The sequence below is a fragment of the Gardnerella rara genome, from assembly GCF_055452355.1.
Genome location: NZ_JBVBJP010000003.1, coordinates 265,772 through 288,820, shown reverse-complemented (window position 1 = coordinate 288,820; position 23,049 = coordinate 265,772). Strand labels below are relative to the sequence as shown.

Annotated in this window: 8 protein-coding genes, 1 tRNA gene and 1 pseudogene; 8 read left to right on the top strand and 2 right to left on the bottom strand. The window is 45.7% G+C overall.

Annotated elements, in window-relative coordinates; translation table 11 throughout:
* Positions 1-127 precede the first annotated feature (127 nt).
* From ACZ0NX_RS04255 to ACZ0NX_RS04230, 6 genes and pseudogenes are all read left to right on the top strand, one after another.
* A complete protein-coding gene (locus ACZ0NX_RS04255) occupies positions 128-1,975 on the top strand; it encodes an ATP-binding protein (RefSeq protein WP_060786579.1) in 1,848 nt (615 codons plus the stop codon).
* Positions 1,972-3,624 carry an acyl-CoA carboxylase subunit beta gene (locus ACZ0NX_RS04250; protein WP_464405713.1) on the top strand — a complete coding sequence of 551 codons (1,653 nt, stop codon included), beginning with the start codon at positions 1,972-1,974 and terminating at the stop codon, positions 3,622-3,624. The genes ACZ0NX_RS04255 and ACZ0NX_RS04250 overlap by 4 nt, the downstream gene beginning before the upstream one ends.
* A 166-nt stretch (positions 3,625-3,790) precedes the next feature.
* On the top strand, positions 3,791-13,354 hold the full coding sequence (locus ACZ0NX_RS04245; RefSeq protein WP_464405711.1) for a fatty acid synthase subunit beta domain-containing protein: 9,564 nt from the start codon (positions 3,791-3,793) through the stop codon (positions 13,352-13,354).
* A gap of 174 nt (positions 13,355-13,528) precedes the next feature.
* Positions 13,529-14,011 (top strand): holo-ACP synthase, encoded by a 483-nt coding sequence (locus ACZ0NX_RS04240; RefSeq protein ID WP_464405709.1) that lies wholly within the window; start codon positions 13,529-13,531, stop codon positions 14,009-14,011.
* A gap of 163 nt (positions 14,012-14,174) precedes the next feature.
* Positions 14,175-14,248, top strand: a tRNA-Gly gene (locus tag ACZ0NX_RS04235).
* A gap of 173 nt (positions 14,249-14,421) precedes the next feature.
* A pseudogene (locus tag ACZ0NX_RS04230) lies at positions 14,422-15,789 on the top strand (GH25 family lysozyme); the annotation flags it as partial.
* A gap of 1,011 nt (positions 15,790-16,800) precedes the next feature.
* Here ACZ0NX_RS04230 and ACZ0NX_RS04225 read toward each other — a convergent pair.
* Positions 16,801-18,960, bottom strand: a complete 2,160-nt coding sequence (locus tag ACZ0NX_RS04225; protein ID WP_464405707.1) for a hypothetical protein — start codon at positions 18,958-18,960, stop codon at positions 16,801-16,803.
* 27 nt (positions 18,961-18,987) lie between these two features.
* Positions 18,988-19,920, bottom strand: coding sequence for a glycosyltransferase family 2 protein (locus tag ACZ0NX_RS04220; RefSeq protein ID WP_060786573.1), 933 nt, complete (start codon positions 19,918-19,920; stop codon positions 18,988-18,990).
* A gap of 259 nt (positions 19,921-20,179) precedes the next feature.
* Here ACZ0NX_RS04220 and ACZ0NX_RS04215 point away from each other — a divergent pair, with 259 nt between their 5' ends.
* The gene (locus ACZ0NX_RS04215) at positions 20,180-22,021 is read left to right on the top strand and encodes a phosphotransferase (RefSeq protein ID WP_464405705.1); all 1,842 of its coding nucleotides are present in this window, start codon (positions 20,180-20,182) and stop codon (positions 22,019-22,021) included.
* 4 nt (positions 22,022-22,025) lie between these two features.
* Positions 22,026-22,964 carry a DMT family transporter gene (locus ACZ0NX_RS04210; protein ID WP_464405703.1) on the top strand — a complete coding sequence of 313 codons (939 nt, stop codon included), beginning with the start codon at positions 22,026-22,028 and terminating at the stop codon, positions 22,962-22,964.
* Positions 22,965-23,049 lie beyond the last annotated feature (85 nt).

Here is a 23,049-nt window from a genome sequence, read left to right as displayed (position 1 = left end):
TTCGTTGCTGAATCAAACATTAGACAAAAATCGGGCGCTGCGCGTTGGAGAAGTTTACAAAAAATCGCATAATGTTTTGTTCAAATTTACGGATACTATAAGCTAAATTTCCTATAACTTGTAACGTATGGTTACGAATATCAAAAAAATACTTGTGGCAAATCGCGGCGAAATCGCGCTTAGAGTGATTCGCACTGCTCAAGAAATGGGAATCTCAACTGTAGCTATTTATGCGGCATCCGACCGTCAGGCACAGTATGTTGAGATGGCAAGCGAAGCGTACGCGCTTTCTGGAGACACGTACAGAGACACTTATTTAAACGAAGATGCGATTATAGATATTTTGCATAAAAGCGGAGCGGATGCTGTACACCCAGGCTACGGATTTTTATCGGAAGTAGCGAGTTTTGCGCAGAAGGTGATTGATGCGGGTGCTGTGTGGATTGGACCTAAGCCAGAAGCACTTATTGATTTGGGGGATAAAATAACCGCGCGGCGCGTGGCAACTCGCGCTAAAGTGCCGCCCGTTCCAGGAATTTCGGAGCCTGTAAAAGACATTCGAGAATTGCTGACTTTTGCGCAAACACACGGCTATCCAGTTATGATGAAGCGTACAGATGGCGGCGGAGGCCGCGGAATAACCGTTGTTCACAACGATGATGAGCTTCGCGGATTCTACATGAACCACGACGCTTTGCAAGGCGGCGACCTTGACGAGTACTTTATTGAGCGTTTTATAGACAAGGCCAGGCATGTGGAAACGCAGGTTGGCCGCGATTCGCATGGAAACTTCACCATATATTCCACGCGCGATTGCTCGGTGCAGCGCCGAAACCAAAAGTTGGTTGAGGAAGCACCAGCGCCATTCCTTACCGATGACGAGAACGCGCAGCTTCACCGATATTCTCGTAACCTATTTGAAGCTGTTGACTACGTTGGTTTGGGCACGTGCGAATATATGGTGACTTCTCAACACAAAGTTTACTTCTTGGAAGTGAATCCACGATTGCAAGTGGAGCACACAGTTAGTGAGGAAGTTAGCGGACTAGATCTTGTGCGCGAGCAGCTTACGATTGCTGACGGCGGTGAGCTTACGCAAAATCACCCTTCGCGCGGGCATAGCTTTGAGCTTAGAATCACTTCGGAAGACCCGGCCACAAATCTTACGCCTAGTGCAGGCACGCTAACAAAAATAGAGTGGCCATCTGGTCCTGGAATCCGTGTGGATTCTGGCGTAGAAGTTGGAGATAGCGTGTCTCCAAAATTTGATTCCATGATGGGCAAGCTTATTGTTACGGCGCAAAATCGCGATGCGGCAATTGCTCGTGTAAGACGCGCGCTTAAGGAGCTTTGCATTGAGGGAGTGCCTACTCCTGCCAAGCTTTTTGAGCAGATTTTTAACGATCCTGATTTTACAGCTCAAGATTGCGATTTTGATATTTCTACAAAATGGCTTGAACGCAAGTATTTGAACCGCACTGCTGCAGCGGCAAATGGCGGGCAGCCTGCTTCTTTGGATTCCAATAAGTCTGGTGAAGACGCGCAAAATAAGCCAACTAAAATGGAGTCTTTTGTAATAGAAGTAGACAATAAGCGCGTAAAACTTACGATTCCGCAAGATATTGTAGACAATCTTACTGGCTCTGCACGAGTTAGAAGCACAGTTCGCGCATCGCAGCCTCTTAGAGGTCGAGGCTTAAGAGGAGATACTCACAAGTCGGAAACGCCAAAGGACGCTCCTGGCGTGATCTCTGCTCCAATGCAAGCCGTGATTACGCGCGTAAACGTTGCGGAAGGTCAGAGCGTAGCCAAAGGCGATCTGCTTGCTGTTCTTGAATCTATGAAAATGGAAAACTACGTTTACGCACCTGCAGCAGGCGTGGTTACGGGCATTTTTGTAGGGCCTGGAGATGGTGTAGAAGCAGGCGAAAAGCTTGTAACAATTGATGTGACTAAAGGCGGTAGTGCAAAATGAGTGCGCTTGCTAAAGATGCTACACAAGTTGCAAAAGATGTTAATAGAGATGATATGCAAGTTAATAAAGATATTCAGACTACGCAGTCTACACAAAATATGCAGCCTCAGCGCGGAAAAGCAGCCGTAGAACACGCAGCTCGCCTTGCTAGAGACGCCGAGCAGAATGCTTTAGAACGCCAGCATGCAAAGGGAAAATCCACTGCCAGAGAGCGCTTGGATTTGCTTTTTGATACGGGAACGTTTGAAGAAATCGGCCGTTTTAATGGCGGAGATATAAATAACGATGTTGCAGGATGTGCTGTAATCACAGGCTTTGGCGAAGTGTACGGCAAAAAAGTGGCCGTGTATGCTCAGGATTTTTCCGTTCGTGGCGGCACGCTCGGTAGCGCTGAAGGCCAGAAAATTTGCCATCTTCTAGACATGGCGTTGCAGCTTGCAGTTCCTGTTGTTGCGCTAATCGACTCGGGTGGCGCTCGCATTCAAGAAGGCGTTAACGCGCTTACGCAATATGGCAGAATCTTCAAAAAAACTTGTGAAGCAAGCGGTTTAATTCCGCAAATTTCCTTGATTTTAGGCCCGTGTGCAGGCGGCGCAGTTTATTGCCCTGCTCTTACGGATTTTATAATCATGACTCGCGAACACTCCAACATGTTTGTAACTGGCCCAGATGTTGTTAAGGCAGCCACGGGCGAGTCGATTAGCATGGACGATTTAGGCGGTGGATATGTGCATAACTCCACTTCGGGCGTTGCTCACTACTTGGGCGAAGACGAGGCGGACGCCATTGACTACGCGCGCACGATTCTTGCCTATTTGCCGCAGAATTGCAATCAAAATCCGCCAGCATTTGCCTATGCTGCCACTCGCGCAGACAGAGAAACCGCTAAGCAGCTTGCCACTATTGTTCCGAGCAATGATCGCCAGCCGTACGACGTTTTAGACGTTATTCGCGCAATCGTAGATTATGGCGAATTTGTGCAAGTTCAAGAGCTTTACGCGGCATCCGCGGTGGTTGGTTTTGCTTGCATAGACGGGCATCCCGTTGGAATAGTGGCAAATCAGCCTAAAGTCAATGCCGGAATTTTAGACGTTAATTCTTCCGAAAAAGTAGCGCGATTTGTGCGATTGTGCGACGCGTTTAATCTTCCTGTTGTAACTCTTGTAGACACTCCTGGATACAAGCCAGGATCGGACCAGGAGCACGCTGGAATTATTCGCAGAGGCGCAAAAGTGATTTACGCATACGCAAACGCGCAAGTTCCGCTTGTTACCGTGATTTTACGCAAGGCTTTTGGTGGAGCATACATTGTAATGGGCTCCAAGTCTATGGGCGCAGACTTTAACTACGCTTGGCCTACCAGCCAGATAGCGGTTTTGGGCGCTCAAGGAGCCGTGAACATTATTCATCGCAAGGATTTGCAAAAAGCAAAAGAGCGTGGTCAAGATGTTGACGCTTTAAGAAAACAGCTTGTTGAGAATTACGAAAATACCACTGTAAACGCGAATCTTTCGCTGGAAACTGGCCAGATTGACGCAATGATAGATCCGGAGCAAACAAGAGATGTTATTGCTAATTCTTTGAAGATTTTAAGGAGCAAAAAACGTGTTTCTAGAACGGGGAAGCATCATGGAAACCAGCCAATGTGATTGAGAATTATTTGAGGGCGATTTGAGGGTGATTTGGCACGTGCGCAAATCGCGAGCAGCCGCTGGACGCGATTAGCGACAAGCCGCAAATAATCAAAAACACAAATAATCCAAAAACACAAAAATCTTAAAAATAAAACGTAAACCCACAAACAAAGGAAATAAAATGACAACATACTTATTTGACGAGTTGGCACAAACCCCACATATGCTTGTTTTTGCAGGGCAATCCACGCCGTGGGTTCAAGCGTTAAAAGAAACGCAAAAAGATGAAGACTTAAACGCGCAGCTTCGCGAGTATAACGATTGCGCCAAAAAACTTTTAAACAACATATATGCGCAGCTTTTAGCAAACGCAGGGAAAGACATAAACGTATTCGATGCTTTAGAATCTGCTGGAGAGCGCACGCAAGACGCGCAAATTAGCGTACCAGGAATTGCATTGGCGCAGCTTGCAGCGGTTAAAGATCTTACAAATCTTGGATACAATTTTGAAGTTTGCAAGCCAATCGCAGCTATTGGGCATTCCCAAGGCGTAATTGCGGCAAAAATGGTACAAGCGCGCTTAGAAGCTGGCTCTTGGCAGGCGGCGCAAAGCAAAATCGCGGAACTTTTAGCAATCGCATATATAATCGGTGCTGCTGCAGACCGTGAAGCAAGAATGTTGCAAATAAGTGCAAGCGGCAATGCTACGCCAATGCTTTCCTTAAAAGGTGTAACAAAAAAACAGGCAGAAGTGTTGATTTCTCGCGTGGAGCGCAAGCGTGCCGAAGTTTCGATAGCAGTTAAAAATTCGCGAAATCACATGGTGTTATCTGGTTATCCGCAAGACATGGAGGCCGTTTTAATCGAAGCTCAAAAAGAAGCCAAACATTCCAAAAAGTTGCGAGATTCTAAAGAGTGCGGAGGGTCTGTATTTTCTCCAATCGCAGAATACTTAGACGTTTCGGTTCCTTTCCATTCAAAAATGATGGAAGAAGCTGTTGAAAACGCGCAAAAGTGGGCTAAGCAGGCTGGAATAGATGCGGATCTTACACGCCATCTAGCAAATCAGGTGCTTGTAGAACAAGTTGATTGGGCAAGTCAAATCAAAGAAACTTTGGCAAGTCTTGAAGATGCTGCGCAGAATCTTTTTGTGTTAGATATGGGCCCTGGAGAAGTGTTGGGCAAGCTTACGGGCGCTCTAGTGCAGGGTAGTGGCGCTGGAATAGTGGAAGCGGGAACAATGGCGGCTCGTGCTGCTGCTTCTACAATGGATGCTTCTTCCGCAAATTCTTTGCGCACTGTTTGCTGGAATAAATTTGCGCCGAAAGTTGTTGAAACCGAGTCTGGACGCAGAGTAATAACAAAATTCAGCAAGCTAACGGGCAAGGCTCCTGTTCTTCTTGCTGGCATGACTCCAACAACTGTAGATCCGCAAATCGTTGCGGCTGCTGCGAACGCGGGATATTGGGCGGAGCTTGCGGGCGGCGGCCAAGTAACAGAAGAAGTGTTTGACAAGCATGTGGAAATGCTCCAAAAGCAGCTAAAAGAGGGAGCAACTGTAGAATTCAACGCCATGTTTATGGACCGCTATTTGTGGAATTTGCAGTTTGGCGGCAAGCGTATAGTTCCAAAAAAGCGCGCTTCTGGAGCACCAATCGACGGCGTTGTTATTTCTGCTGGAATTCCAGAGTTAGACGAGGCAAAGGAACTTGTTAAAACTCTTCAAGAAGATGGATTCCCGTATGTTGCTTTTAAGCCAGGAACAGTTGAGCAGATTCGCCAAGTTATTCGCATTGCAAAAGCCGTTAAACCAGCAACCATTATTGCGCAGGTAGAAGGCGGTTCTGCAGGCGGCCACCATTCTTGGGAGTCGTTAGACGATTTGCTTATTAACACTTATGCGCAGGTGCGTGAATGCAATAATTTGGTGCTTGTAGCAGGTGGTGGAATTGGCACTCCTTCGCGCGCTGCCGATTATATTAGTGGCGAATGGTCAAATGAGTACGATTTGCCAAATATGCCAGTGGACGCCGTAATGATTGGCACTGCTGCAATGACAGCAAAAGAAGCACATACAAGCCCGCAAGTTAAGAAGATGCTTGTTGAAACGCCTGGAATTGTTCAATCGCACGCTAATAGCGTAGAGGGTCTTGGTGCTAGTGAAAATCCGTTTGCTCCTATTGGAGAGCGCTGGGTGCCTTCTGGAAAAGTTGTTGGAGGAATGACAAGCGGATTAAGCCATTTGCATGCAGATATTTACGAGATTGAGAATGCGTCTGCGCGTTGTGGAAGGCTTCTTGTTCACATGATGAAGCATCCAGAAGAGCTTGAATTACGTAAAGATGAGGTTATTGCGGCTCTTAATACAACAGCAAAGCCGTATTTTGGCAATGTTGAAAGTATGACATACAAGCAATTTGCTCAGCGATTCCTTGACTTATGCTACCCGTGGGCGGATTCCACATACGCCACTCGCTACATGCATTTGCTTGAGCGAATTGAGGCGCGTTTTACGTGGCAGGATTCTGGAGAATTTGACTCAAGCCTGCCTTCTTTGCAAAACGTTTGCCAAAATCCTCAAGAAGCTTTGAACAATCTTATTGAAAAGTTCCCAGAGGCAGCGCAAACAAACGTTATTCCAATGGATGCCGCATGGTTCCCAACTTTGGTGCGCGAATACCCTAAGCCAATGCCGTTTGTGCCAGTAATCGACAACGATTTGCTGCGCTGGTGGGGCCAGGATCAGCTTTGGCAGTCGGAAGATTCGCGCTACTCGGCAGACGCTGTTCGCGTAATTCCAGGGCCGATTTCTGTTGCTGGAATAACAACAATGGACGAGCCAATCGCAGATATTTTAGGGCGATTTGAAGCTGCGATTATAAGTCGTGCGGATGCTTGCGATTCTAAAGTTTCTCTTGCGCAAAGCGCGTTTAGTCAAATCGCGTGCGCAAAAAATGTTGAAGAATACGTGCGCGCCTGCCCGAATATATCTTGGATTGGTCACGTAACTTCTAACCCAGCTTACGGAACGCAAGAATGCAGTGAAAACTACGTTATAAGCGTTGTTAGTGAAGAAGATAGCGTAATTAAGCTTGATTTAGATATTAAATTAGATACATTCTGGGATGATTTAAGCGGCAATGATTTAGGTGGCAATGATTTAAACAATAATAAGAATCATGCTGTGAGAAACATTGTGATTCCGCTTATTGTAGATGCAAAGCGCGCAGGAAGCATACCAGTAGTAGACCGCGAGCGTCTTCCAGAGCACGTTTATAAAATGCTTGCCGCAACCGCAGGCATTGGAAACATTGCGATTACTGGGGATGCTTTAAGCGAGATGCCTAAAGTAGATGAAAGCAGCAAATCGCAAGAATCGCCATTTGGTGTAGTAAAGTCTTCGTACACGCTTTCTAGAAATCTTGGAATTGATCATGAATCTGCTACAGCTGGGCGACTTTCGGGCGGTCTTCAAGCGTCTAGAATTGTTCCAGACGCTCTAGTTGGCCCTGCTTGGCCAACGATTTATTCTGCTTTGGGGTCCGTAATGGTAAACGGGTATCCAGTAATCGAAGGGTTGCTTAATGCGGTTCATTTAGACCACTTAATAGAGCTAGATGTTTCGAACGGCGATTTGCAAAAGCACGTAGGTGAGCGCGTAAACCTTGTTGGCTGGGCGCAAAGCGCACAAGAGTCTGCCTCTGGGCGAGTTGTTACAATCAACGTTGTTCATTTAGCGCAAGACGGAACGCATCTAGCGCACGAAACAGAGCGATTTGCGATTCGCGGTCGCAGCTACAGCGCGGCTCTGCCAAAACCTGCTGCAGAGTATGGAGACGCAGCAGATTTGCATGGATATGAGGTGGATGCCACTCCTAGAAGAATGCTTAGAAGAGTGGTTTTGAACGCGCCTAAAGACATGACGGCATTTGCGCGCACTTCTGGCGATTTTAATCCAATTCACACTTCTTACAGAGGTGCTGCAATATCGGGGCTTAATGCTCCGCTTGTACACGGAATGTGGCTTTCGGCGGCAGCTCAGCACGTTGCGCAAGCCTTGGATGAAAAAGGCGCGCACTACGAGTTGATTGGCTGGACGTACAACATGTACGGCATGGTGCAGCTTAACGACAAGGTTGAAATTACGGTTGAGCGTGTAGGAAAAGTTCGTCGCGCAGGGCTTGCGTTAGAAGTAACATGCCGCGTAAATGGGCAAATTGTGTCTAAGGCTAGCGCTCTTACAGCCGCTGCCCGCGCCGCCTTTGTATACCCAGGTCAGGGTATTCAAAAGCAAGGTATGTCTCTAGATGAGCGCGCCAAAAGCCCAGCCGTGCGCGAAACTTGGCAGCGCGCCGATAAGCTTACTCGCGAAAAGCTTGGATTCTCAATTCTTGCTGTTGTTCGAGATAATCCTAAGGAACTAACAGCAAATGGCGTAACGTATCGTCACCCAGAAGGCTTGCTTAACTTAACGCAATTTACGCAAGTTGCGCTTGCTACTGTTGCTTTTGCTCAGACGGCTCGCTTGCGTGAAGCTGGATGCGATATTTGGCCAGCCTACTTTGCAGGCCACTCGCTTGGCGAATACAATGCGCTAAGCTCGTTTGCTCAGATTATTCCGCTGGAAACAGTGTTGGAGCTTGTGTTCCACCGCGGATCTACTATGCATCATTTGATTGAGCGAGATGCGCAAGGCAGATCCAACTATAGAATGGGAGCTTTGCGTCCAAATCAGTTTGGTGTAGGAGACGATGGTGTAAACGCGTATGTTGAAGGAATCTCCAAGCAGACTGGCGAGTTCTTGCAAATCGTAAACTACAATTTGGCAGGTCAGCAGTATGCGATTGCAGGAACGGTAAAAGGTCTTAAAGCCTTGGCCAAAGATTCCGCTAAGCGTGCTGAGGAATATGGCGGAAAGCCGCCGTTTATGCTTGTGCCAGGAATTGATGTGCCATTCCACTCTAAGCTGCTTAGAAAAGGTGTGCCAGAGTTCCGCAATAAGTTGGATTCGTTGCTGCCTAAGCATATTGACTACTCGGTGCTTGTTGGCCGCTACATTCCAAACTTGGTTGCGTGCCCATTTGAGCTTACGCGCGAGTTTGCGCAAAAGATTCTAGACGTTGTGCCTTCGGAGCGTATTAAAGATGCGTTAGAGAATGATGAAGTTTGGAATTCTTATGCTGCAGACGAGCAAAAGCTTGGTAGATTGCTTCTTACGGAGCTTCTTTCTTGGCAGTTTGCTTCCCCTGTTCGCTGGATTGAAACGCAAGCGCTTATGTTCTCTAGTGCTTCTTGCGGCGGATTAGGTGTAGAAGAATATGTTGAAGTTGGTTTAGCAAACGCGCCAACTTTGGCAAATCTTGGCGCAAAAACGCTTGCAATGCCAGAGTTTAGCGGACATCGCGTTGCTGTTTATAACGTTGGGCGAGATGAGAGTCGTGTTTATAAAACAGACACAGATTCGCTTGTGCCAGAAGTTTTTGAAGATGATGAAAGTGCGGTTGCTAATCCAACGGTTGCTGGTGATTCTTCCCACGCTGCCGCACAAAAATCGGAAGCTTCCGCCACAGCGCCTGCTGCGGCACCTGCTGTATCTACTCAAATAAATGCAAATAATTCTGTGCAAAATGCGTCAAATGCAACGCAAAATGTGCCATCTGCGCCATCTGGCTCTGTTGCAAATATTGCATTTAAGGCGTCTGACGCTATTGAAATGCTGATTGCATACAGTGCTAAGATTCGCGCCGACCAGATTGGCGCTGCCGATACCACAGATACGCTAACAAACGGTGTATCTTCTAGGCGAAACCAGCTTTTAATGGACATAAGCTCCGAGCTTGGAGTGCCTAGCGTGGATGGTGCCGCAGAAGCTCCAATGAGCGCGCTAAACAAGCTGGTTAATTCTGCAGCTCCGCGCTATAAGGCTTTTGGTGCTGTGCTTAGCGATATTGTGCGCGAACGTCTTCGCAGCTTGTTTGGTGCAGCTGGCGTAAAGCCTGCTCAGGTAGATAAGCGCATTATGGAAGTTTATAAGCTTGGCGAAGGCTGGCGTGCGCACGTTTTGGCGGCTCTTGTTTTGCAAACGCGTTCTGGCGCAAGCGTTCGAGGCGGAGATTTGGCGCAGATTGGCGCAGATTGCGCAAAGAATGCAGCTCAGGCAGAAGCTATTATAGATGCCGCTATACAAAGCGTTGCTAAAGCTAATGGAGTTCAGGTTTCGATTCCAGGCTCTGGCGCGGGCGCTGCTTCGGGTGCAGTTGTTGATTCTGCTGCATTAGACGAGTTTGCGCAAAAGGTGGTTGGAGCTAATGGCGTTTTGGCTGCTACTGCTAAGTTTGTGTTAGCAAAGCTTGGTGTTGAGGCTCCTCATGCCCAGGTGGAGGAAGATGAAAATGCTGCCGTTGTTGCAGCCGTGGAAGCCGAGCTTGGGTCGGATTGGCCAAAGCAGGTGGAGCCACGATTTGACGAGCGCAAGGCGATTCTTTTTGACGACCGCTGGGCTAGCGCTCGCGAAGATTTGGCTAGCCTCTACTACAATTCCAGGGATGGTTTCTACACAAACAATCCCGAAGATCTTGAGTACGTTAGAGAAACTTTGAACCGCTACGGTAGCTTTGTTGGCTTAGGCCGTGCAACTGCTTGCGAAGCTGAGTGGTTTGCTAAAAAGTGCAAAGACATTAATTACACGGTATTGTCTTCCATCTTTAAGCAGATTGCGGAGGATTCGCTAAAGTCTACTGGCGATTTGCCTAAGTTGCGTGATCATTTCTACTATGGAGACGATTCGCAAATCTTCTCAAATTGCTTTGAAGGAGACGTTGCTGTTGTAACAGGCGTTGCGCCAAATTCGATTGCAGCACGAGTTGTGACTGGTCTTCTAGAAGGCGGAGCTACGGTTATTGCCACTTCTCACAGCTTTAAGCCAAGTGTAAAAAAGTGGGCTAAAGAAGCTTACCGACTTCACGCAACAGCTTCGGCTAAATTGTGGCTTGTTCCAGCAAACTTGTCTAGTTACCGAGATGTTGACGCTCTTGTAAAGTGGGTTGGTACGGTTTCTAAGAAGGTTAGTGGAGCTACAACCACCATTTTGAAGCCTGCATACAGCCCAACGCTGTTCTTCCCATTTGCAGCTCCACCAGTTAATGGAACTTTGGCGGATTCTGGTGCGCTTTTTGAATCGCAATCAAGGCTTATGCTTTGGGGCGTTGAGCGCGCAATCGCAGGATTTGCGCAAATCGGAGCAGATACAGATGTAAAGCATTGTATGCACGTTGTTTTACCAGGTTCGCCTAATCGCGGTATTTTTGGCGGTGACGGAGCTTATGGTGAAGTTAAGAGCGCATTTGACGCCATTGTTAACCGCGCGCATGCCGAAAAGGTTTGGTCGAATCGCGTAACGTTTGCTCATCCAAAGATTGGCTGGGTGCGCGGAACTGGCTTAATGGGAGGCAATGATCCTCTTGTGGAGGCTGTTGAAAGTCGTGGCTTAAAAACCTTTACAACAAGCCAGATGGCGAATCTTTTGCTTGATTTGTGCACTAAAGACGCGCGCGAGCGTGCTGCCCAGGCGCCTCTAGACGTTGATTTAACAGGTGGATTAGGCTCTGAGCCTCTTGATTTGAACGAGCTTAAAGCGCAGGCTTTGCAAGAGAATAGTCGTAAGCAGGCTGATAAAGATGCTGCAAGCAAGTCTGAAGTCAAGTCTGAAGTCAAGTCTATTAACAAGGCGCTTCCGTCTCCAAATATTCCAACTCAAGCAAGCGTTAACTTGGAAGATTGGAAGAACGTAACAGCAAAGCCTAAAGACCAAATCGTTATAGTTTCTGTTGGTGAGATTGGCCCGTGGGGCTCTGGCCGTACACGCTTTAGCGCCGAGCAGTCAATCCAAGATGACGGAACGGTTTCGCTTTGTGCAGGCGCTGTTTTGGAATTGGCTTGGAGCATGGGCTTGCTCACTTGGCAAGATTCACCAAAGCCAGGCTGGTACGATGCGGAAGGCACACTTGTGCCAGAAGAAGACATTGCAGAAAAGTATCGCGACGAGGTAGTGGCTCGCTCGGGAATAAGGCCATTTGAAACTGGCATGGGCAGCGACTACAAAGATGGAGCAAACGAAGAAGAAACCGAGATCTTCCTTGACCACGATGTATCTTTCAACGTTGCTACAGAGCAAATTGCGCGCGAATACGTGGCGCTAGACGAAGAGCATACCGAGATTTCTAGCGACCCAGAGTCTAGCGAATGGGTTGTTACGCGCAAAGCTGGATCCATGATTCGCGTGCCAAGGCGAGCAGCCATGACGCGCACTGTTGGTGGGCAATTGCCTAAGGGCTTCGACCCATTAAAGTGGGGTATTCCAGCATCGATGGTTGGAAGCGTAGACCCAATTGCGCTTTGGAACATAGTTGCCACCGTTGACGCCTACATTTGCGCAGGATTTACGCCTTCGGAAATTTTGCAAGCTGTACATCCGTCTCTTGTGGCATCGACTCAAGGCACAGGATTTGGCGGAATGACGTCTATGCGAAAGCTGTATTTGGATAGATTCCTAAATCATGAAATTCCTACAGACGTGCTTCAAGAAGCGTTGCCAAATGTTGTTGCAGCTCACGTAATGCAAACGTATATTGGTGGCTATGGAAACATGATTCAGCCAGTTTCGGCATGCGCCACTGCTGCCGTTTCGCTAGAAGAAGGCGTTGATAAGATTGCGCTCGGCAAAGCCGACTTTGTTGTAACGGGTGCGATTGACGATATTGGCGTTGAGTCCGTGGTTGGCTTTGGCAATATGAACGCCACTGCAAACAGCGAGGAGATGTACGAAAAGGGTATAAATCCGCGATTCTTCTCTCGCGCGAATGATCGCAGGCGCGGAGGATTCCTGGAAGCACAAGGCGGCGGCACGATTCTTATTACGCGTGGAGATATTGCGCTTAAGCTTGGTTTGCCTGTTGCTGGCGTAGTTGGATTTATTCACTCGTATGCGGATGGTATTCACACTTCGATTCCAGCTCCAGGATTGGGCGCGCTCGCTGCAGGATTGGGCGGCCGCGATTCCAAGCTTGTGCACGATTTGGCAGCGCTTGGTGTTACTCCAGACGATATTGCTGTTGTTTCTAAGCACGATACGTCTACAAACGCAAACGATCCGAACGAGTCTGAGTTGCACAATACGCTTGCGCATGCGATTGGGCGTACAAGCGGAAATCCGCTATTTGTGATTAGCCAAAAGTCGCTTACTGGCCACGCAAAGGGTGGTGCATGTGTGTTCCAGATTAATGGCTTGACTCAGCTGTTTAGAAGTGGCTGGGTTCCAATCAACGCTTCGCTTGATTGCGTGGATCCTAAGCTTTCGCGCGACGACCACATGGTTTGGTTGCGAAAGAGGATTCACATTGGCTCTGTTAAAGCGGCTCTGGCTACATCGCTTGGATTCGGGCATGTTAGCGGATTCGTGGCGCTTGTGCATCCTGGTGCGTTTGAGGCGGCTGTAGCGTCTAGCGCTGGCGTGGATGCGCTTAACGAGTGGCGAGCAAAGGCAAATGCGCGCTTGGCTGCGGGCCAGCGACTCTTGCAAGAGGGCATGATGGGCCATGTACAGCTGTTTGAGCCTGTGGAAAATCGCCGTTTGCTTAAAGACGGTACGCGCATGCCAGATGGATCTCGCTACGATGGGCATGAGGCAGAAAAAGCTATGCTGCTAAACCCAGATGCGCGCCTAGATGCCAGCGGCTATTATTGCTGACGAATCGACGATTTTGTGTTTAGAGCCACAAAGTCGTGAGATTTTTCCCGAGTTTGTACCAAGAAACAGCCGAATCACGTACAAACTCGGGAGAAGATTGACGCATTTTGTATCAAGAAACAGCTGAATCGCGTACAAAGAACGGCGCTTTATAGCAGTTAGGAAGTGAGCTTAATGATTGCAGGCATTGGTCACGATGTTGTACAGATTGCACAATTTGCGCAACAAATGCAAGATAGCAATGGATGGCGCTCGCTATTTTCCGCGCGCGAACTTAGACAATGCGCCATGCGAGCGCACTTAAAGAACGACGCTGAGGCGATTCATATTGCTGCTCGCTGGGCTGGTAAAGAGGCGGTTATAAAAGCGTGGTGCGAGGCTTTATCTTTGTTTGAAGATGCAAAATATCCTTACACATTAGATAACACTCCATGGGCAAGCATTGAGATTTTAGATGATTCTCGTGGTTGCCCAAGCGTTCATCTTGATGCAGCTGTTAATGAAAAGCTTATGCAATCTTTGAGCACGGTTCCTACGATTAATGCACAGAATGGCTTTTCTATTAGATGGCATGTGTCTTTAAGCCACGATGGTTTGTTTGAAGACGCATCTGCAATCGCCTCTGCGTTTGTTGTTTTAGAGTTATGCGATTTTTAATCATAAAACTTTAATCTATCTAACTGCAGTGCGTATTGTTCGTATTGTACGTATTGCACAATTTAGCGCGAGTGTCGAAAGTTGCTTTAGGTCTAAACAGTCTGTATAATTAATCGAGTTGCTGTTTTGCAAGGTAATTAATAGCTTGCAAAATTCGCAGATTGCGGATGTAGCTCAATGGTAGAGTATCAGTCTTCCAAACTGATGACGCGGGTCCGATTCCCGTCATCCGCTCCATTTTATTCTCACTTTTTATTCTTACTTTTTATTCCACTTTTTTCTTGCAATCTTTCTTGTGATTTTTCTTGTGATTTATCCCCATTTCTGCCAGTTAGCGTTTCTAAATGTGTTTGCGCATGTTGCTATTGTTATAACGGTTAAACACGTAAAAACATGTGTCTGGAGGAGTTTTGGGACAGATTATCGTACGTGTAATTGCAGGTTTAGCTTCTATAGCAACAGCTCTTGTTGTTAACGCTGCTCCTGCGTTTAAAGTTGAAAATCGTTTGGATTTTAAAAATAGTACTTCTAAAGTTGTGGACAGCACGAGTAATGCTGATGGCACGAATGACGCAGATAGTGCAGATAGCGACCACAACACCATTGGCGATTACCGTTTAAGCGATAATCCTAATGGCAATTCAATCAATGATTCTAAATTACCAGAAAAAGTCGCATCTTCCCTTAAAAACAAAGACGAAGTTGTGTCTTCAAAGTATGCGCTTACATCTAATGGTAAATTAAAATCGCTTAAAACTGGCAAGATTATTACGGATTCTAAGATTGTTGGAACTAAAGATAAGCAGCCAGATCCGCTAGTTAAAAGCAACGGGGAACGCTTTACGCCTATTTCGGTTGGTGATTTAAGAAAAGACATAAAGCGCGCAAATAAAGAAGATTCTTCTAAAGGCGAAAATGTTAATGTTTCCGCCAAAAAGCGTATATCCAAGCACAATAGAGTTGTTCTTATAAGTAACACTCAAAATAACTCAGAAGGCTCTACTTTAAGGTCTCAAGCAAAGGAATTGCAGGAATCTGGTTCTAAAACATCTGCCGATTTAACTAGTGATGCATTGCAAGGAGCCTATTTGCCAACAAACGGATTTGGCACTAGGTGGGGCAATTACAACGGGACTAAAGCGTTCTACACTGGCAATGGCAACTTGTTTGCATACAACGCAAGAGGCGTGATTGATGTTTCCGAACATCAAAAGGAAATCAACTGGGCTGCTGCTAAGAATGCTGGCGTAGAGGGTGCGATTATTCGCATTAGCTACGGCTGGGATAATGGCTACGATAAGTATGCTTTGCGCAATATTAATGAGTGCAAGCGTTTAGGTATTCCTTTTGGAATTTACATTTATTCATATGCAGAAACGCCTGCGGACGGCGCTAACGAAGGTGCGGATGTTGCAAAGCTTTTAAGAAACGCTGGTGTTAGCCCAAGTGACCTTTCTTACCCTGTTTACTACGATCTAGAAAAATGGGTTTGGGCGGGCCACACTGCTCCAAACAATCCGTACGTTTACCAAAATATTGTTTCGTCTTGGTGGAACCAATTGTATAGTGCAGGATACACCAATCTTGGTGTTTATTCTTACGCAAGTTATGCAAACGGTCCGCTTAATTCGCAGTATATTCACGACCGTTTGAGCTGGATTGCTAGCTATGGCGCAACTCCGCTGTTTAATATTAGAACTACTTTGCGCGGATGGCAGTATACTTCCTCGGCTGTAGTCCCAGGAATCGAAGGCAATGTTGATGTTAGCGTGTTTGGAAATATGGATCCTAATGCCTATGGAGACTATGAATATGTAGGCAACGGGTGGAAAGTTAGTAAAGTTCCAAATCGCGATTTTTGGACTAATGGCACTCAAAGCCATGTTCTTCAATATCAGTTGCGCGAATCTTATTATATGCATGGTGGTTTTGCGCGTCTTGGTGCTCCTGTTGCCGATGAGGAGAACATTGGTGGCGGCTGGTGGCGTCAGCGTTGCCAGAATGGTGATGTTTGGACGCATGGAACAGACACTAAGTTTGTGATTCAGTTTGAGCTTAGAGGCTCCTATTACAAGCATGGCGATGTTGCTCGTCTTGGTGTTCCTGTTGCCGAAGAAGAGAATATGGGTGGCGGCTGGTGGCGTCAGCGTTGCCAGAATGGTGATGTTTGGACGCATGGAACCGACAAAAAGCTTGTGATTCAGTTTGAGCTTAGAGGCTCTTACTACTCGCACGGCGGTGCTGGCTGGCTTGGCGCTCCTGTTGCCGATGAGGAGAACATTGGTGGCGGCTGGTGGCGTCAGCGCTGCAAGAATGGCGATGTTTGGACTTACGGAAGTGGCACTAAACTCGCTATGATGTTCAACTTGCGCGATGCCTACTACAAGAATGGCGATGCTAATGGCATTGGCGTGCCTGTTGCTGAAGAGGAGAACATGGGTGGCGGCTGGTGGCGTCAGCGTTGCCAGAATGGTGATGTTTGGACTCAAGGAACAGACAAAAAGCTTGTGATTCAGTATGAGCTTAGAAGTTCATATTATAATCACGGCGGTGCTGGCTGGCTTGGTGCTCCTGTTGCTTCCGAGGAGAATATGGGAGACGGCTGGTGGCGTCAGCGTTGCCAGAACGGCGATGTTTGGACTCAAGGCCGAAACACTAAGCGAGTGGTAATGTTCAATCTTCGCAAGGATTACTACAAGCGCGGTGGCTTCGAAAAGCTTGGCGCGCCTGTAGAAGACGAACATAATGACGGCAATGGCTTATGGCATCAAAAGTGCCAGAAGGGTGTTCTAGAAGCCCACTGATAGCCTTTGGCTCCATTCAACAAAAGCATCTGGATTTGTGTATTGTATTTCGTTTGCTGATTCTGTGTGATTTGCAAATACAAGCAAGAATCCTAATACGATTGTTACTGTAGTGCATGCAACGATTAGAGTTTGAATAGACTTTTGACCATTCAACTCATTGTTGCATGCATTTTCTTTATTTAATTGCAATTGTGCATTTTGATTAGCTGAGCAATTTCTTCTAGCAAACCCAATCGAAGCAATAAGCATAAGAATTATTATTGAATCGCAATAATAACGGTAAAGACTACCGCCTAAGCAGTAGTTTACGTAGATTAACATAATCGAGAATGTTATTCCGCTTAAGCACATTATGTATTCGATTTTTTGCATGTACTTGCGTCTTATTAAGAAAATGCCCCAAATAAGTGGTATTGATAGCAGACCAAGTGTCATGTGATTAAAGAAACTATTTCCATAATCCGAAATGTTTGAGTTGGTTATTGTAATATACGGGAAGTCCGTATCTACGCTTGGTGGCTTTATAAAGAAGTTTATTAACATGTCTTTGATTTTTAGAGGGTCAAAGGTTATACGATTAAATCGCAAGTCAAAGTTTGTTAATTGTTCTTCGTTACCAAAGTTAAAGAATGAACCAAAACGCAAGTAGTTATATACTAAGATTCCAGTAAATCCAGCTATTGCAGGCGTTAAGAAGCTTATTGCGGCGCCAGCTCTATTGATTATGCTTCTAGAGTTGTTAAATAGTAGTGCAATAAACAGTGGGGCTATAAACGCAACTGTGGAAATGCAAGAATTTGGTCTAGACCCGCATTGCAAAGCTAAGCTTAATCCAGCTAAAGCAAATAGGGCGTATTGTGCAACGCTGTTTTTAAGTCTTACAGCTTTTAGTGATGCATACACAAATAATGCTCCAAATAGCATTGCGCTTACCATAGGCATGTAGTAAATCGATGCAGATGCTTGCAGATAAAAAACAAGGCACCCAAATGGTAAGGCTGCTCCTATAAGCAGCATTGAGCAGTAGTTTATTTGTATTTCAAAGAATGTTATTATTTCTTTCCACAATGCAAACAGTACTGGTATTGTAATAGCTGCAAAAGCGGTTGTTACCATTATTGCGCTCGGCATCCAAGCTGGGAACAAAGCGTTAAAAGGCAAATAAGTTAAAATAAACGGTACTATTCCAAAGTAGCAATAATATTTGCCATTATGCAGCACAACATCCCATATTGCAGGAGTTCCCTCGCGCACTAATTGCATTCTTTTGCCAATGCTAAATGGGTTTGCTGAATGCAATAATCCCTTTGGCGGGTCTTGTAGCAAAGAGAGTGAGTTTTGTTTCCAAGCTTTTAGCTGCTCTGTATATGGATTTCCGTCTATAAAATCGTATGTATTGTAGGCGAATGGAACACGTATTCGATTATAAGTGTTTAAGCGAAGCCAAATATAAAGGGAGAATCCAGTTACTATTGCACATACAATCCAAAAGATTATGTTTTGAACTCTATTGCTTTGATTGTAGGCTATTTTATGCCATTTTTTCTTACGTATTGTTATTATTGCGGATCCAAATATAAACAATATTGCCCATTTTGCGTAATTGACATGCAGATTGTACTTTGGGTTGATTGTTATTTTTTGAACTACGATTCCGCTTGGAGTTCCATTAAAGTGTAGCTTTATTTTATTTAGTTTTCCGTGACTTTCTAAGCGCACTTGAGTGGTGTTAAATTTTCCAGTTGTTATTTTGAATCGGCTTGCCAAAGCGTATCCAGGAGCTATACCAAAGTCTTCTAATTCTACGCTTCCAGTTACGTAATAAACTGGTTTTGTCTGTTGTAGCGAAATCTCTAATGTTTTGCTATGCGCATTTAGGTTTGTAAATTCTATGTCTGCGCCACTTTTAGGTATGTGTATGCCGTCTTTATTGTATTTTGCGCGTTCAAGCGATTGGTTTGTACTTTCCGCTTTTGCTGTTTTTACCGTGCTTAAGCTTATATTTTGTGTTTTAAACCCTGGGCCATAAGCTTGGAATATATTGCTAAAGAATGCTAACGTTATTAGCCCGCTTACAATAAAACACACTATATATGGAAAATAATTTTTTAGCTTAGGATTGCTATCTATAAAGCTTTGCACTCTTATTACTTTCTATTTATTTTCTATTTATTTTTTATTTCTTTTTAGATAATCAAATAGGTTAACTTGCTCAATAAATTGCTTGCGATCATTCTTAGCAAGAATATCTAATATTATTCCTGCAATAAACAGAAGCAATCCAGCTATAATCAGCATTACGGCGCCAATTAGCGTAGGGAAGCGTGTTACTAAATGTGTGCGCCAAAACTCTATAAATGGCAGCATGCATGCCCCTAATCCGCATAATGTGATTAGCACGCCTAGAGTGCCAAAAAATGGCATTGGTTTGTATTCGCGAATCATGTGGAAGATTGTAGAAAGTACGCGGATTCCGTCTCCAACGGTATCTAATTTGCTAACCGAGCCTTGCGGGCGATCCCTATATTGGATTGGCATTTCGTACAGCTTTAGATTGTTGTTAAGAGAATGAATTGTCATTTCTGTTTCAACTTCAAATCCGCGCGAAAGCACTGGATATGTTTTTACAAATGTAAATGAAAAAGCGCGATATCCCGTCATTATATCCGTGACTTTTGCGCTAAAAAGTGTGTTTATTGCGCCGCGCACTAGGCGATTTCCAAAGTTGTGGAATGGTCGCTTGTTTTCTTGAAAATATGTTGAGCTTAAGCGGTCTCCAATAACCATATCGTAGCCTTCAACGATTTTTGCAACCATTTTTGGAGCAGCTTCTGCTGGGTATGTGTCGTCGCCATCTGCCATTACGTATACGTCTGCGTCTATGTCTTGGAACATTGCGCGTATAACATTGCCTTTGCCTTGTCTTGGCTCTTTACGAACCACCGCTCCTGCTTTTGTGGCAATGCTAGCAGTTTCGTCTGTTGAATTATTGTCGTATACGTATATTGTTGCTTCTGGAAGTGCCGCCTTAAAGTCTTTAACAACTTTTTCAATGGTGATTGCCTCGTTATAGCACGGCAGCAACACTGCGACAGAAGTCATAATATATCCCTTCATAACGGTAAATGGCGTGTGCTTTGGGTTTTAAACAACCTTTTTAGTTACTGGCACGTCAATGTTATTTTACTCATTATTGTGGATTGTGCGCTTGTTTACAAAAGTTGCATGCTGCAAAAAGTGTCAAATGTTCAAAATAAACTAATAATAATTATTTTTGAACACCTTTGTGCATGCTATACCAATGCAACAAAATGTATAGAGCCATCAGTATGCACCTCGACTAGTGCATGGAGACACTGTTATGGAAGCATATTCAGCATTAACTCATAATGAATTTGCTGTAATATCAGCATTGCAACGTTTGCCAGGAAGTAATCAACGTACTATAGCTGAGCGTACGAAGCTTTCATTAGGCACAGTCAATAGTGCGTTACGCGATGCTATTCAGCATGGGTTCGTTGTTAATGGTGAAGTTACAGCAAAAGGTCTTACAGTACTTGAACCATATCGTGTACACAATGCTGTTATTATGGCAGCAGGGCTTTCATCACGTTTTTCTCCGATTTCGTACGAGCTTCCCAAAGGTCTTATTACCGTGCGTGGGGAGGTGCTTATTGAGCGTCAAATTCGCCAATTGCAAGCGGTGGGAATTAAAGATATTAGCGTGGTGGTTGGCTACAAGCAGGAACGTTTCTTCTATTTGGAAGACAAGTTTACTAAAGGCGATTTTTGCGTAAAAATCGTGCCAAATAAGGAATATCGTGAGCGCAACAACAACAGTTCAATCATGGCTGTTGCTCATCTTTTAAGTAACACGTATATTTGTTCTTCCGACAATTATTTCGACGAAAATCCTTTTGAACCATACGTGTGGAAGGCTTACTACTCTGCGCAATATCAGCAGGGCCGCACTAAAGAGTGGTGTATGAGTGTTGGCGCGCACGATCGCATTACTTCGGTAACTATTGGTGGCAGCGATGCGTGGTACATGATTGGTCACGTGTATTTTGACAGCGAATTTTCGGCTAAGTTTGTGCGAATTTTGCGTGCGGAATATGATTTGCCGCAGACTGCTGGCAAGCTGTGGGAAGACATTTTGATTGAGCATTTAGATGAGCTTGATATGCGCATGCGCCGCTACGATCCGCCGATTATTCACGAGTTCGATTCGTTAGATGAGCTTCGCGAGTTTGATCCGCTGTTTTTGGAAAATGTTGACAGTGAAGTTTTTGACCGCATCGTTAAGGTGCTCGGTTGTAAGAAGACGGATATTCGCGACGTTTACCCGTTGAAAAATGGTTTGACGAATCTTTCTTGTCATTTTACGGTTGGCTCTAGCGAGTATGTGTACCGTCATCCAGGGGTTGGTACGGATGTGTTGGTGAATCGCAAGGCTGAGTATGAGGCTTTGCATGCGGCGCAGCGCCTCGGTTTGGATGGTACGTTGGTTGCGGCTGATCCGAAGTGTGGTTGGAAAATCTCGCATTTTTTGAAAGACTGTCGTATTGCTGATTTTCACGATTCTGGCGATTTGCGCGAAGGTATGCGTCTGATTCGTAAGCTTCACAACAGTGGCGCTACGGTGAGTAGACGGTTCGATTTTTATAAGGAGTCTCAGCGTTATTTGCGCGATTTGTGCGCTCGTAGTGTTGCATTGCCTGAGGGTGCTGACGCCTTGCTTAATAAGGTCAATTGGTTGTATGAGTGTGTGAGTAAAGATGCTTGTCAAAAAATTTGCTTGGCACACAACGATGTGTTGGGTGCGAATGTGCTTGTGGATGTTGCTGGATGCTACCATCTGATTGATTGGGAGTATGCGGGGATGTCGGATTATGCACAGGATTTGGGTACGTTGTGCGTGTCTGACGAACTTAATGAGCAGGAGTTTGACGCGGTTTTAGTGGAGTATTTTGGGCGCAATCCTACTTGCGATGAGCGTCGTCATTGCATAGCATACGTTGGTTTTGCGGGGTGGTGTTGGTATTTGTGGTCGCTGGTAAAAGAGGCTGAGGGGGAGCCCGTAGGTGACTGTCGTTATTTGTATTACCGTTATGCGAAACGTTACATTAATCGCGCTTCGAGCGAATACGGTGCCAGATTTGCCAGTTCTGCCGAATCCTCAGGCTCTGTAGAAAAGGTGTGATTTTATGAAATATTCCTTAATAAGCGGACTGTTTTGGGGACTTGATACTGCTTTGCTTGCGGTATTGGTTGCGTTATCCGTACACGGCTTAACGCCTTCTGCAGTATGGTATGTGGGTGTTGTTGGTGCTTGCGTTCACGACGTTGTGTGTGCTGTAATATTGTGGATTTATATGGCTTGTCGTTCAAAGTTGCGCGAAACTGTTGCTCTTTGTAAGCGCGTGAAATTGATTGTGCCTATTGTTTTGAGTTCGCTTCTTGGAGGCCCAATAGGTATGACTGGTTATGCTATTGCGGCAAGTAATATTGGCGCTGGTTACGCTGCTGCGATTTCCGCATTGTATCCAGCTTTTGGCATAGTACTTTCTTCTATTGTGTTACGAGAACGCTTAAGTGCGTTGAAATACTGTGCTTTTGCTGTAACACTTATTGCGGTAGGAGTGCTTGGCTACTGTTCTTGCGCGGAATCTTCAACCGCAACTGTCTTCTCTACGGGCAGTATAGTCTTAGGTTTGATTGCGGCTGTTTTTAGCGTTATCGGTTGGGGGAGTGAAGCCGTTGCTTGCGCGTGGGCTACCAGAAAGCAAAGCGTGGATGACGAAGTGATGCTGCACGTGCGCGAAACTGTTTCCGCGTTGTCGTACGCCTTGCTCATTGTGCCGTTGTGTACGATACTGCCGGTTTTTAGCGTAAAGATTATGCAATCAGCCAGCTTTATTGCGTTAGCTATATTTATAGCGTTACTTGGTACTGCTTCCTACTTGTGCTATTACCGTGGTATTGCTCAGGTTGGTGCGACGCGCGCTATGGCTGGAAATATTACGTACGCGGTGTGGAGCATGATTGCGGCAGCGTTGCTTTCTCAAACGATTCCTCCGCTTATTGCGTGGGCTTGTTGCGTGGTGATAATTGCGGGTACGGTAGTGGTGGCTTCCGAAAAATAATCGCAACGGAGTATGATAAACCTGTATTGCATTGTGGCAACAGTTTATAGCAGTACGCTATAGCAAGTATGTTTTTAAATAATGA